18 protein-coding genes are annotated in these 13,234 nt (G+C 35.9%); 3 read left to right on the forward strand and 15 right to left on the reverse strand.

Annotation, left to right across the window (positions count from 1 at the left end; translation table 11 throughout):
- Positions 1-52: 52 nt before the first annotated feature.
- Both NSQ59_RS13125 and NSQ59_RS13130 read right to left on the reverse strand, forming a co-directional pair.
- A complete protein-coding gene (locus tag NSQ59_RS13125; protein WP_126646966.1) occupies positions 53-541 on the reverse strand; it encodes a glutathione peroxidase in 489 nt (162 codons plus the stop codon).
- Positions 542-660: 119 nt separating this feature from the next.
- Entirely contained in the window at positions 661-855 is a 195-nt protein-coding gene (locus NSQ59_RS13130; protein WP_126646965.1) for a hypothetical protein, read from the reverse strand.
- A 137-nt stretch (positions 856-992) separates the two neighbouring features.
- Between NSQ59_RS13130 and NSQ59_RS13135 the strand changes: the two genes are divergently transcribed.
- On the forward strand, positions 993-1,478 hold the full coding sequence (locus NSQ59_RS13135) for an NUDIX domain-containing protein (protein ID WP_340831594.1): 486 nt from the start codon (positions 993-995) through the stop codon (positions 1,476-1,478).
- A gap of 225 nt (positions 1,479-1,703) precedes the next feature.
- On the opposite strand, the gene NSQ59_RS13140 is transcribed toward NSQ59_RS13135, so the two are convergent.
- The 9 genes from NSQ59_RS13140 to NSQ59_RS13180 form a co-directional block, all read right to left on the reverse strand.
- Positions 1,704-2,534, reverse strand: coding sequence for a carbohydrate ABC transporter permease (locus NSQ59_RS13140; RefSeq protein ID WP_126646963.1), 831 nt, complete (start codon positions 2,532-2,534; stop codon positions 1,704-1,706).
- An 11-nt stretch (positions 2,535-2,545) separates the two neighbouring features.
- Complete coding sequence (locus tag NSQ59_RS13145; RefSeq protein WP_340831598.1) at positions 2,546-3,460, reverse strand: carbohydrate ABC transporter permease; 915 nt, start codon at positions 3,458-3,460, stop codon at positions 2,546-2,548.
- 65 nt (positions 3,461-3,525) lie between these two features.
- Positions 3,526-4,812 carry an extracellular solute-binding protein gene (locus NSQ59_RS13150; protein WP_083489314.1) on the reverse strand — a complete coding sequence of 429 codons (1,287 nt, stop codon included), beginning with the start codon at positions 4,810-4,812 and terminating at the stop codon, positions 3,526-3,528.
- Between the two features lie 121 nt (positions 4,813-4,933).
- Positions 4,934-6,424 carry an argininosuccinate lyase gene (argH, locus tag NSQ59_RS13155; RefSeq protein ID WP_445669242.1) on the reverse strand — a complete coding sequence of 497 codons (1,491 nt, stop codon included), beginning with the start codon at positions 6,422-6,424 and terminating at the stop codon, positions 4,934-4,936.
- 205 nt (positions 6,425-6,629) lie between these two features.
- On the reverse strand, positions 6,630-7,079 hold the full coding sequence (locus NSQ59_RS13160; protein WP_340831601.1) for a Dps family protein: 450 nt from the start codon (positions 7,077-7,079) through the stop codon (positions 6,630-6,632).
- 65 nt (positions 7,080-7,144) lie between these two features.
- Positions 7,145-7,282: a hypothetical protein gene (locus NSQ59_RS13165; RefSeq protein ID WP_163258566.1), complete on the reverse strand. Its 138-nt coding sequence runs from the start codon at positions 7,280-7,282 to the stop codon at positions 7,145-7,147.
- A 155-nt stretch (positions 7,283-7,437) separates the two neighbouring features.
- Complete coding sequence (locus tag NSQ59_RS13170) at positions 7,438-8,184, reverse strand: amino acid ABC transporter ATP-binding protein (protein WP_055739770.1); 747 nt, start codon at positions 8,182-8,184, stop codon at positions 7,438-7,440.
- A gap of 13 nt (positions 8,185-8,197) precedes the next feature.
- Complete coding sequence (locus NSQ59_RS13175; RefSeq protein WP_055739771.1) at positions 8,198-8,881, reverse strand: amino acid ABC transporter permease; 684 nt, start codon at positions 8,879-8,881, stop codon at positions 8,198-8,200.
- Positions 8,882-8,894: 13 nt separating this feature from the next.
- Positions 8,895-9,701: an amino acid ABC transporter substrate-binding protein gene (locus NSQ59_RS13180; protein WP_152982374.1), complete on the reverse strand. Its 807-nt coding sequence runs from the start codon at positions 9,699-9,701 to the stop codon at positions 8,895-8,897.
- A gap of 150 nt (positions 9,702-9,851) precedes the next feature.
- On the opposite strand from NSQ59_RS13180, the gene NSQ59_RS13185 reads away from it, so the two are divergent.
- Positions 9,852-10,046, forward strand: coding sequence for a hypothetical protein (locus NSQ59_RS13185; RefSeq protein ID WP_055739773.1), 195 nt, complete (start codon positions 9,852-9,854; stop codon positions 10,044-10,046).
- A gap of 209 nt (positions 10,047-10,255) precedes the next feature.
- On the opposite strand, the gene NSQ59_RS13190 is transcribed toward NSQ59_RS13185, so the two are convergent.
- From NSQ59_RS13190 to NSQ59_RS13200, 3 genes are all read right to left on the reverse strand, one after another.
- Positions 10,256-10,648, reverse strand: coding sequence for a DUF6262 family protein (locus NSQ59_RS13190; protein ID WP_055739775.1), 393 nt, complete (start codon positions 10,646-10,648; stop codon positions 10,256-10,258).
- 41 nt (positions 10,649-10,689) lie between these two features.
- Positions 10,690-11,310, reverse strand: coding sequence for a TetR/AcrR family transcriptional regulator (locus NSQ59_RS13195; protein WP_340831607.1), 621 nt, complete (start codon positions 11,308-11,310; stop codon positions 10,690-10,692).
- A gap of 254 nt (positions 11,311-11,564) precedes the next feature.
- The gene (locus tag NSQ59_RS13200; protein ID WP_055739777.1) at positions 11,565-11,912 is read right to left on the reverse strand and encodes a hypothetical protein; all 348 of its coding nucleotides are present in this window, start codon (positions 11,910-11,912) and stop codon (positions 11,565-11,567) included.
- A 267-nt stretch (positions 11,913-12,179) separates the two neighbouring features.
- Between NSQ59_RS13200 and NSQ59_RS13205 the strand changes: the two genes are divergently transcribed.
- On the forward strand, positions 12,180-12,512 hold the full coding sequence (locus NSQ59_RS13205; RefSeq protein WP_055739778.1) for a hypothetical protein: 333 nt from the start codon (positions 12,180-12,182) through the stop codon (positions 12,510-12,512).
- Positions 12,513-12,745: 233 nt separating this feature from the next.
- Here NSQ59_RS13205 and NSQ59_RS13210 read toward each other — a convergent pair whose 3' ends face one another.
- Complete coding sequence (locus NSQ59_RS13210) at positions 12,746-13,165, reverse strand: GNAT family N-acetyltransferase (RefSeq protein WP_340831610.1); 420 nt, start codon at positions 13,163-13,165, stop codon at positions 12,746-12,748.
- Between the last annotated feature and the right edge of the window lie 69 nt (positions 13,166-13,234).

Below are 13,234 nucleotides of genomic sequence, written 5' to 3' on the forward strand. Positions count from 1 at the left end.
ACGTTAAATTAAATAGATAAATAGAATAAGACTAACCATTTATTTTGGATTGTTAATTTATAGGAGTCAAATATTTTTCAATGTCCTTTTCAATTTTCAAAGGATTTATATTCGGCGCGTATCTTGCAACCACCTCGCCTTGACGGTTGATTAAAAATTTGGTGAAGTTCCATTTTATTTTTTTGGTTCCTAAAAATCCTGCTGCATGTGACGTTAAATATTGATAGATAGGATGTGCATTTTCTCCATTTACCTCTATCTTTTCAAACATTGGAAAGGAAACATTATAGTTAAGGGTGCAAAATTGGGCAATTTCCTCATTGCTTCCTGGATCTTGCTCCCCAAATTGATTACATGGAAAGCCGAGTATTTCAAATTCTTTGCTTTTATACTTTTGATATAATGTTTCCAAGTCTTTAAATTGTTTTGTGAATCCGCATTTACTGGCAGTATTTACAATCAGCAGAACTTTATTTTTGTAGTTAGTCATCGAAACTTCTTCGCCATTTATTAATCGTGCTGAATGCGAGTAAAAACTCATTGATATCTCCCTCTTTTCTTTAATAGATACTTCTAAATATATGATTAAACACTATAAACAAATATACCTTTTTATTTACTATAAATAAAAACAGGAGAATCCTTAAAGGATTTCTCCGTCTATACTTCATTATCATAGGGGTATGAAATATGATTCCCGTATATCGTACCAGGTACATTTTCATCTTCTAAGGCTTCCATATACTCTTGTAATTCAATTTGTAATTCTTCTGGTGCTCCATATTTAAGATGCCAATTTCCCGGTTCATCCACAAAATAAGGACTATCCATAAATGTCGGTATTCTTCTTGTCATTTTACCGCCTCCAATTATGAAATTTAAAAAGTTTGTCACAAACTGGCGACTTCTTAAAAAGGGAAATGAATATTATTCAAGAATATTTAATGTAATGTTAAACTATATCATTCCATCATTTTAGGGGGAAAATTCAGATGGATCAAACATATGTTAACTGGAATGGTCATCATGTTAAAATAACTTGGCTTCCAAATAGGATGCCGAACGTTGCATTAATGACAAGTGTGCACGGATATTGTTTTCTGGATGAAAAAATTATGTTGGTTAAGATTGATAATCGCGGCTTCAATATGCCGGGCGGACATATCGAAGGAAATGAAACACCTGAACAGGCCTTTCATCGTGAAGCCTATGAGGAGGGCTATGTAAAGGGAGAAATAAAATATTTAGGTACAATAGAAGTAAACCATTCAGATAATCCTCTTTTTGATCCAAATGGAATATACCCTTTAATCGGATATCAATTGTTTTATCGTATGGAAATTACAGAGTGCTTGCCATTTTTGCGAAAAAATGAATCTCTAGCTCGTATTTGGGTGGAACCGGACCAAATCTCTTATATCATCGATGACCATCCACTTACGTTAAAAATATTAGAAGCAGCGTTAAAGATAAAATAAAGAGGAAATCCATTTTTTCTTTGATTCCCTCTTGTAAATACTTTTCATCTAAAAGAGAAACTTTTAAAATAAGGAAGTATAACGAAAGGAGCAATAAGCATGAGTAATATTTGGATACCAATCCTTAGTATAATGGTCGTTATCTATATTGTTATCGGAACGATATTATATCGATTTTTTAAGAAAAGCAAAAAGAATACATAATAGATTTTTAAACTCGCTCTTCTACCCTTTCACACCTGTTAAAGCAATCCCTTCCACAATTCTTTTTTGAAAAAAAAGAAAGACGATGATCATTGGGATTACAGCCATTGTACTCATACACATAATGAGGTTCCATTTTATCCCGCCTGCATCTGCAGTCGAAAATAAAGAAATCCCAACAGGTAGGGTACGCATATTATCGGTAGCGGTGATAATAACCGGCCATAAATAAGCATTCCAATTTCCTAAAAAAGTTATGATTCCTAAAGCTGATAATGCAGGTTTTACTTGTGGAAGGGCGATTCGCCACCAAATCTTAAATTCCCCCATTCCGTCAATCCTTGCCGCATCTAAAATATCATCGGGAACACCGAGCATGAATTGTCTCATTAAGAAAATCCCAAACGCTTCAATCAAGCCGGGAAACATAATCCCCCAAAACGTATCTACCCAGCCAAAATCACTCCCCATCACATACCAGGGTATGACCAGCATCTCTGTTGGAATCATTAATGTACTTAGAATTAAAATAAAGACAACTTTTGCTCCGGGAAAACGGTGCTTCGCTAAAACATAACCAACTAAAGAATTAAAAATAAGGCAGCTGATAGTAACGATTATTGCTACGACAATACTGTTCCAGTACCAGCGCAAGAATTCGGTTTCTTTAAAAATATATTCGTAGCCTGACCAATCAATTTTCTTTGGAAGAAAGGTAAAATTATAAAAATCAGAGATGCTTTTTAAAGATGACAGGATCATCCATACAAATGGAAATGCAACGATAATGACTCCAGCTATAAGAAAAAGATGAATAATGACAGCCCCGATGTCCTTCTTCTTCCTTTGCATAAAAACACCTCCTAATATTCATAGCTTTTATTTAAAATTCTTAACTGTATTAACGTTACGAGTAAAATAATGATAAATAAAACAACTGTAATGGCGGAAGCATACTCCATATTAAAATCAGTAAAGGCGTTCTTATACATGTATACCACGATACTTAAAATACTATTTAATGGTCCTCCTGCATTAGCGGCGCTTCCCCCGGTTAGATTTTGAATTTGCGTAAAGGATTGCAAGGATTGAATAACCCCTGTTACTGCTAAAAATACAATCGTCGGATTTAATAATGGAAATGTAATTTTCCAAAACATTTTCCATTTGCTTGCCCCGTCGATTTGTGCCGCTTCATAAAAATGCTTAGGAACCGCCTCAAGTCCAGCCATAAAAATCAGCATACTGAATCCCATCGCCTGCCAAATCATTACAGCACTCACAGATAAAAGTGATTCACTTGGATCTCCGAGAAATCCTTGGGGAGGGATATGAAGCCAAGTTAATATCTGATTAAACACTCCGGTATTTTGGTCATACATCAGTCTCCATACCCAGCTGACTGCAACGATGGAAGTAATATATGGCAAAAAATAAATCATTCGATACAGCCACCGAAAACGCCTAACTCGCCCAATCCCTAATGCGATAATTAACCCAAAAGCCATCTGTAGGGGAACGGTGACAATAACATACAAACCTGTGTTCAAGACAGACTTCCAAAAAACAGGATCCTGTAAAAGTTGTTTGTAATTATCCAATGTACCGCTTGAATGATCCTGGGTCATGAAAGAGAGTGAAAATGCATAAAGAGTTGGAAAAATTCGAATGGATAAAAAGAAAAGCAATGGAATCGTTAAAAAGGCATAAGCAGTTAGCGTTCTTCTAGTATGTAATTTCATAGGTTGCCGCTTATTATGAACGGTGGTGGAATTCATCTCCTTGTCCCCCTTATTGGAAAACGCACCGTCTGGTGAAAAAGGTTCAGACGGTGCTAAAATCCTTATTTATAATATTGATCACGAATATCTTGTTGCTGCTTCACTAAATCTTCAAATGTTTTATCGAATGGCGCTTTTTTAAGCAGGATGGATTCAACTGCATTATTGATGGAGTCTCTTTCCTTTGCCTCATCCACGAAAAGTGTCGCATGCGCATCCGCCAATCCCTCCACAAATGGGCCGTAAATAGGATCATTTTTAATGGTGGCATCATCTGAAAAAGATGCTGCGGCAGGCAGTTCCCCTACTTTATCCAGCCATTCCTTTTGTGTATCCTCGGAAATCAAAAATTTTAAAAACTTTTCTGCGGCTTTTAATTTTTCTCCTGACAACCCTTTTGCTAGACTATTAGTCCAATAGGAGCCAAAGTTAGATTTTACTCCTCCTTCTTCTTTAACAGGCAAGGTAGTAACGCCCCAGTCGAACTTTGCTGCTTCTTTTGTAGCAGCAACACTGAAGGATCCATCAATCATCATTCCAGCTTTGCCCGCTTTAAACGCAGTATTATAATCCGTCAGGAAATTACGATCCCCTATTTTTTCTTCCTTCGTCATATTAATCCAATATTTAAATGCCTCTAAACCCTCTGGTGAGCTATTCCATTGAACTGTTTTCCCTTCATCACTAAATGGTGTTACCCCCCATTGACGTAGCATTACTTCTTCAAAGGTATGGTACCCTTGACCATTCACATCCCAAGCAAAACCTTCCTGCTCATATTGCCCATTAGCTTTCATTTTGGTCATTTGTTTTGCCATTGTAATCAGTTCATCCCATGTTTTTGGCGGTTTCTCAGGATCTAGACCTGCTGCTTTAAACATATCTTTATTCCAAAATAAAGCAAGAGATCGTACCGCTACGGGCAATCCATAATATTTCCCATCTATTTTTGAAGCTTGAATCATAGGAATATAGTAGGATTCAATATCTTGTGCACTCATGAAGTCTTCTGGAATGGGTTGAATATAGCCTTTTTGCTGATATTGAGGAAGCCAGCCATAGTAGAGATTCATAATATCCGGACCTTTTTTGGCATTTACTGCTGCCGCAATTTTTTGATTGTATTGATCATATGGGAAATCCTGTGCTACAACTTTAATGTTCGGATTTTCCGCTTCAAACTTTTTGATTAAATCTTTGATAATATCTACTTTTTGTGGGAAGGTGTACTGCCAATACGTAATGGTTATCTTGCCTGATTTAGAGCCATCTTCTTTGCCGCATGCACTTGTTAGCAACAGCACGCTGATTACTAAGGTAATAAAAATCATATACTTTCTTTTCTTCATATAAGTTCCCCCTCATTAAGCTGTCTATAAAACTTCCGATAAATTGATTGACATGTTTAGCCATTGTCTAGTTCGAGCGCCTTTCGGCTAGCGGATGGGCCAGGTGCTTCCGCTTTTCTTATTAATCTGTTTTCGTCCATTTATTCGTGATTTCATGCAATGATTCGCTGCAAGAGGATAGTTTATCAAATAATGTTTTTGTTTCTAAGACCTGAGCTTTTATGTTATTTTTTCTGTTCTTTATCATTCGTTTTACTTCAGTTGGAGCCGGCCCTCCCGGTTGAGATCTTTTTTGGATAAATTGTACGGGATTCATTGCATTTTCTACGAATTGGTTGGAAAGATGAAGAGGTTTTCCGAGAATATGTATTGCCGCTTCCTCTAAATGTTTGTCTGAAATTTGAGAGGGTAGTAATTTGCGATTCATGCAAATGCGGACAAGTTTGCTGGCAATGGCATGCGATGATCGAAAAGGAATTTTTACTTCACGTGTTAAGGCATCTGCCAATTCCGTTATCGTTGCAAAACTTTCCTTTGCACGCTTATATAAAGTATTTTTATTAACCTTAAGAGTACCGATAACAACTGTCGATAATGCATATACGTCCTTAGCAGTTTTGTGGCATTTCCAGATAAAAGGCTGCAAGTCATCTTCTGTATCATTGATGTCCCCGAACGGAGTATTATGAATCATTTGCAACACCGTCTCGGCATCCCCGACTCCGCTCGAACTAAGGGCACGAATGTGTTCTAAAGACACTGGATTTCGCTTTTGGGGCATTATGGAACTGATTTGCACATATGGATCAGCGACGCTTATGGCAGAAAACTCCTGTGTGGACCAAAGCAACAAATCTTGGGCAACCCTCCCTAAATTAATGAGTGCTACTTTAATGGTGCATGCAGCCTCACATAAGTAGTCTGCACCTGCAATTGCGTCATATGAATTCTCTACTAGCCCATCAAATCCTAAAAGCTCTGCAACTCGATAACGATTAATAGGAAACCCTGTGGTTGTTAAGGCAGCTGCTCCCAGCGGGCTTTTATTACACGTTTTATAAGCATTGAGAAGCCTTTTAACATCACGATTGACAATGTCATAGACGGCAAGTAAATAATGGGCAAAAGTCATGGGCTGAGCTTGCTGAGTATGCGTATACCCTAGCATTAATGTATCTAAATGCTCCTCGGCAACGTCAAGTAAGGTTTGTTGGAAGTTTTGTGCGGATTGAATGGTTTGAAGTATATGCTGCCTTAATGTCATGCGATAAATAGCAACACCTAAATCGTTTCGGCTCCGTGCCAAATGAAGACTGCCCCCAATTTCACCTGCATGACGAATAATTTCACTTTCGATCAGAAAAAATAAGTCTTCATATTCTCCAGCGTAAGAGGTATTTTTGATTGTTTCAATATCTATCTGACTGATAGCATCGAGAATGGTTGCTCCTTCTTCTTGGCTCAATAAGTTTTGTTCTACCAACATAATTAAATGTGCTCGATTAACTTCTAACATTGGTTCTAACAATTGCTTTTTTGCATTTTCAAATGCTGGTTCCAATACGACTTCCGAGTACGTTATCCCCGGAAATTTACAGCCTTCTTGTTTCATTATTTTTTCTATTCTATGCAAGCTTTCCTCTCCTTCTTTACATTAGATATGAAATAAACGAACTTGGTAAAAGTTTATTAAATCATTCCTCACATTAGACATGGTTTTTTCGAATACCTAAACATTAATAGGTATACTTGTCCATCAAGGAAGGCCAAATCGTAAAAAACCGGAACTAAGCAAAAACTAGTTCCGGTTTCAGGTTTTATTCGTATGCAATTAGTGCACCAAGCATCCATAAATGTTTTTCAAATTTTGCTTGAAGTTCATTTAGTAAGTCAACAGTTGGTTCATCTTTCACTTCTTCCGCTAGTGTAACACCGGTGTTTTTCATTTCATCCACCATTTGACGGTAATCCTTGATCAATTGTGAAATCATTTCATTTTCTTTGTCATCAGCTGTTGCCTCTACAAGAGTAGTTTCCTCTAAATATTTACTCATTGTTGCGAGCGGTTTTCCGCCGATGGACAAGATTCTTTCAGCTATCTCATCTAGATCGTCTGCCATTTCATTGTATAAATTCTCAAATAATTGGTGCAGTGAGTAGAAATGTCTGCCTTGGACAAACCAGTGATATCGATGCAATTTAACATACATAATATTAAAATTAGATAGTTCTTGGTTTAAAAAATTGATAAGCTTTTGATTTGACATGTAATACCTTACCTTTCAAGTTTTTTCTTATTTTTTGAAAGGCGCTGGCTTTTATACATGAAAAATTAATATTCGATTTCATCATAATCTTTTGGCTGTGGTAATGGTTCGGATGGCATATTCTTTAATGCTCTTTCTTCTAAAGATTGATTATCTTTGTTGCCCTTCTGGGAAGCTCTATTTGTCTCCGTTTTCTTATTCATCTTTTTACACCTCGTTTTTTTATCATTGCACAAGTTTGGCTAGTCATTCGCCCGCAAGCGGGATTTCTCAGTCAACATCGGCTTGTCCCTCGCCTTGGTTCCTTGTGTCGAAGACTTCGAAATCCACAGGCTTGAGCTGCAGTGCTTCACTTTTCTTATCTAGCAATAACCTTATTTAAAAACTGTAAAAGCCTCGGGTTATTGGAGTGATCAAATACTTCATCAGGTGTCCCATTCTCCATCACAATACCTTGGTCCATGAAGATGACTTGGTCAGCAACATCATGAGCGAATTTCATCTCATGCGTTACAATTACCATTGTCATCCCTTCCTTAGCAAGATCCTTCATAACTTTTAAAACCTCGCCAACTAGTTCTGGGTCCAAGGCTGATGTAGGTTCATCAAATAGGAGTACTTCCGGGTCCATGGCCATCGCCCGGGCAATCCCAATCCGCTGCTGCTGCCCTCCGGAAAGTTGATGGGGATACATATCCCCGCGATCCTTTAGACCAACCTTTTCCAACAAGGTAAGGGCTTTTTTTCGAGCCTCTTCCTTTGACCTTTTCAGCACAACGATTTGTCCTTCCATAATATTTTCGATTGCAGTTAAATGAGGGAATAAGTTGTACCCTTGAAATACCATCCCTGTTTGCTTTCGAAATGTCATCATTTCCCTGGTTTTTAATTTAGTGGAGGGAATAAATTCGATTTTCTTTGTACCCAATGTGATTTTTCCGCTATCCGGTATTTCTAATAGATTTAAACAACGGAGTAAGGTTGTTTTCCCCGACCCAGAGGGACCTATAATAACAGCAGTTTTTCCTTTTTCCAGTGTTACATCAATACCTTTTAACACTTCAAGGTCATCAAATTTTTTATAGAGCTTTTCAATTGTAATCATGATGTTTCCTCCATTATTTTGCTATGCTACGATTATACCGTTTTTCAAGCGCCGATTGTGCATAGGATAGCACAGTGCTAAATATTAAATAAATAAAAGCGACTTCAATATATAACCATAATGGTTCATAGGTTGCAGCGGCAATTTGCTGTCCTTTTTGAAACATTTCTGTTACGGTTATCGTTGCTGCCAAGGAGGTATCCTTAACCAAACTTATAAACGAATTGCCTAATGGAGGAACAGAAACCCGCATTGCTTGCGGCAATACAATTCGTTTCATTGCTTGCGATTTTGTCATCCCTATTGAGAATGCAGCTTCCCATTGGCCTTTAGGAATCGAAAGAATGGAAGCTCTAAATATTTCGGAAGCATAGGCACCGACATTCAATGTAAATCCAATGATTGCCGCTGGAAAGGGGTTTAATGTGATTCCGATACTAGGAAAACCATAAAACAAAATGAATAATTGAACAATTAATGGTGTTCCACGGAATATCCATACATAAAAACGAGCAATGTAATCCACTATTTTAATGTCAGATATTCTTGCCAATGCGGTTAAAAAGGCTAATATCAGACCTAAAACAAAAGTGATGAGGGTTAATGGAATGGTAAAGTATAACCCTGCTTGTAATATAGGAAAAAAGGAATCGCGTAGGATCCCTATAATATGTTCTGAACGGTCACTAGTAAACATTGTCTTTTATCCTTTACTTCGATACATCTGTACCAAACCATTTTTTTGAAATCTTTAAATACGAGCCATCCTTTTTCATATCTGCAAGAGCTTTATTAACCGCATCTACTAGATCTTTATTGCCTTTTCGGAATAAAAAGGCATTACTTGTTGCTTTTTTTTCCTCGTATACTTCTTTAATCGGTAAATCCGGACGATGCTTCTTCAAATCGAGATAAGAAAGGCTGTCATTTATCGTTGCATCAATACGTCGGGAAGTTATAAGATCAACGGCTTGGTTAAAGCCGTCTACGACCGTATTTGTTGCACCGTGATCTTCTGCAATTTTTCGATAATTACTATCCAAAGATTGCCCAACCTTTTTCCCTTTTAAATCATCTAATGATTTGATGGTGTTGTTATCTTTGCGAACAATCAACACAGCTTTTGAAACAATGTACGGATCAGACATATCGTATTTTTTTAATCGATCAGGTCTTACTGCTACTTCGTTGGCGACCAAGTCATATCGTTTAGCATCTAAGCCCGCTATCATTCCGTCCCACTTGGTTTCAATGTACTTAGGTTTGATATTTAATCTTTTAAACACTTCATTTGCAATGTCAATATCAAATCCAGTCAGCTTTCCAGTACTGTCATGATACGTAAAAGGGGCATATGTTCCTTCCGTCCCTATCGTAATAACTCCTTTTTTTTGGATATTTTGGTAAAGAGTATTTTTACCATCCTTATCACTTCCTGTATTGCGATTGGAAGTACCACAAGCTGTTAACAATAGGAATAAAACCGAGAATAGGATGATGAGTGTATATTTTTTCAAAATGATTCCCCCAATATTTAAATCATCGTTTCTTTTTTTATCATCTCCACGGTTTTTCAAATGTATGCAAATAGGACAATGTTTCAAATATGCGGAATTTCTTCACCATCTTAAGGATTGTACATATATTAATTCAAGGAGGTGGTGAAGATGAATCTTCAGTATTTCTACGCAATCCTTTCCGGGTTTGCTTTAATTATCCTTCCATCATTGGTTACAACATCCATCATACCTGCAACTTTAGCAACGGTTTTAATGGTAGTTGGTGCAATTATCGTCATTCTTTTCTCCGTTGTTTTAATTGTAAAAGCTTTAATAGTCCTCTTTGGAAATCGTCTTAAATAATAAGGATAAATGAATGTTAGAAGTATTGGAGCAAATTACGTTAACATAATATTATTATGTAACACTATTTTCACTCCTTTTTTACATTAAAAAAGAGGAATGAAGGTATGAACCTTATTCCTCTTTCTTTCACTTTAATATTAATTATTTTGAAATTTTGGTCCGGGTGTATCGGTCAGCGGATGAAGAAGGTGCTTGCGCTTTTCTTTTTAAGATGCGGAATTGCGATGTTTTTCAAGGCGCTGAGATACTTCTTTTAATTCTTCTCTTAATTCATTGTTTTCCTTCTCTAGAAACTTAATTTTTTTCTTTAAGGAAGAAATCATGACGCCTTTGTATCTTTCTTCTTTTTCCCGCTTAATTTCCCGTATAGATGGTATCGATGAATCCTGTAATCTCATTTTTTCAATCAATGTTCTTATTTCGGTATTTTTATAGAGCGTTGCTTTACTGACCCCGGATGCTTTGGAAATGCTGTTAAAATTAATTTTTTCGTTGCTTTCGATTAATAAATCAATTGCTTTTTTTACCTTTTGTACAGTTCTTTTTCTTTTTAATTCATGAACTTGCTTTAAATGTTCGTTAATATTTTTTGTACTCATTACCTCCACCTGCTTTCTAATCATTGTCCATTTAGCAAAAATTAGTCACGTTTCATTAATAAGAAAAAAATCATCTCTTCTGTCTTTCGAAAAACCTCACAATACGGATATTCAGTACCTAATACTGCATAATCCAAGCAAATTCCATCGACATATGTCCAGAAAATGGTAGAAATAACAGATGAATCAATATCTTTTCTGAATTCACCACTTGCTATACCTTCTTCAAGAATTGCTATAACAAAGCTTTTATATACATTTTGATATCTTTCCAGCATAATACTGCGTATTTCTTTTTTACGAGAAGAGGAAAGCCAAAACTCACCATGAACAAGCATTAAATGTTTGAAATCCTCCGTAAGGGATACCTCCCGATATGTTTTAAAAAGAAATTGCAGTTTTTCCGTTGCATTCGAAATTGTTTTAAAATGTTCTTGAAAATAATCAAAATTGGCTTTTGTTTGTTCATTCATTAGCTGTATGTATATATCATCTTTTGTTTTAAAGTAATTATATATGGATCCTTTACTCATGCCTGACCTGGCACAAATATCATCAATGGTTGCAAGTTCGAAGCCTTTTTCGGCAAAGCATTTAAGTGCACTCTCTAAAATCAACTTCTTGCGATTTTCTTTGTATTCTTCTGACACAATAGGTGACATTATGTTCCTCCGAGCTATCTCAAGCAATCTGTTAACTGTATTAAAATGACTAGTCAGTTTATTTAATGTTACTACCTTATTTAACTTAATGTTCGAGATTATATGATATTCTTGAATGTTCTATCACTTTTTCGCGGTTTAAACTATTAAAATTTTTCCATTAAATCTATCATAAATGGGAAATGTTATAATTTCAAGAATTTTTTATTCTTTTTGAGTAGAGGGAATAACAAAACTTCTTTCGCTTATTAGGATCAACTGTCCATTTTTGACCTGATAGACTTTTTTCTTTTGAACATCATTATTTTAATAAAATACCAGCATGCCAAATAAAACACCATCACATTTAACACTGAAAGTACAAGGTTTCCAAGTAATATTTGCGTTACATTTGTCAAAGGGTTCTGCATGGTTAACCTTATTGGAAATTCTTCACGGTCCGGAATGATATTGCTTACTTGTTCAATAAAAGGAAAAGGAAATCCAAATCTTAGTGCTTTTAACTGACTAAAATTAGTGACCTCGACTGGTAATAGGAATGGTGATAATAAGACTAATACTAAACTAATGGTAAAAGTATAGAGCATTACCTTTCTATTCATGGCGTCCCCCTACGCAATCTGCGATTTTATCTATAATATAGTTCCCAAAATTTCATATAGGTATATAGCTTTAGTTCATCATCAGATTGAACTTTATCTTCTTTAGATAACACCTCATTATATTAGACTTTCCAAAGAAGGAAAAAGTTTCAAAATTTTTTAATTAAGTTTTCCTTAATAAAAATGAGGAATTGATTCATAAATACTAGTTTTGCTCCATACATTGTTGGTAATCGGTAATTTGCCTTACAAAAAAAGGAGTGTAAAATGAAAAAAATATTAGGAAAATCTTTGTTGTTAGTGCTGCTTATCGGCTGTCTAGTTGGCTTAGTAATCTATCATCCTATTCAAACAACCTATGAAAAAGTAAAAATTACAGAAAAATATTATGCTTCCAAGCCAACAGAAAAACTGACTGGGAGCAAGACAAAGAAAAAACTCTCTCTTCCTACTAATCCCAAATCAGAAACATGCGCGATGGAATTTGACAATGACAAAGTTTTTATCATGGACTGCCATACTTTTTTAAATTATAGTATTGGCGAGAATGTAAAAATTAAATATAAAGATGGAAAATTGCTAGATATAAGACGGAAATAAACAGAAAAGCGGAAACGCCTTGCTCATCGACGTACGGATTTCGTAGTCTTCGATTGAGATAAAGGAAACACAGTGAGATAGTCCACGAGCTGATGTTGACAAGACTACGAAATCCGCTAGCCGATAGGCGTTGGAGCTCGACAAAGTTTATCATGATTTTCATTCTTCCTGTTCTGCTCTCCCTCTAATTACCTAAGTCAATATATTCACAGATGTATGTAAATATCCCATTATTATTCTAAATATTCTTCAGCAAGAGATGAGTTTAAATACCTTGCCATTCCAGTCTTCAATTTTTGAAAGCCCATTTTTTCGTAAAATGCTTCGTTACCTGTCGTAGAAATTAAGTGTATGCATGAAACCCCTTCAAGCCTCCTAGTTAGAAGCATTATGATTTGCTTTGCAATCCCTTTGCCTTGAAAATGCTTATGCACAACCACATCATATATAGCAGCATTAAATACTCCATCTGTAAGAGCTCTGCCAAAGCCCACAATACGCATTTCATCTCTAACAATAACGATTACATTACTCGCTTGAAATACTGATTGAATGATTTCCTCGGTGTGCTTGTTCCACCCCACAGATTGATAGACTTGTTTCATTTCTGTCCAGTTTACATTTGATAAATCTTCTTGAAAAATGACATTCATGCTAATCCCTCTTTATCAACTTAATTTTAAAAAAACATTACAATATTACATGTTTATTTGAATATAAAA

Source organism: Margalitia sp. FSL K6-0131 (genome assembly GCF_038008735.1).
GTDB classification, from domain to species: Bacteria; Bacillota; Bacilli; order Bacillales; family Bacillaceae_C; genus Margalitia; species Margalitia shackletonii.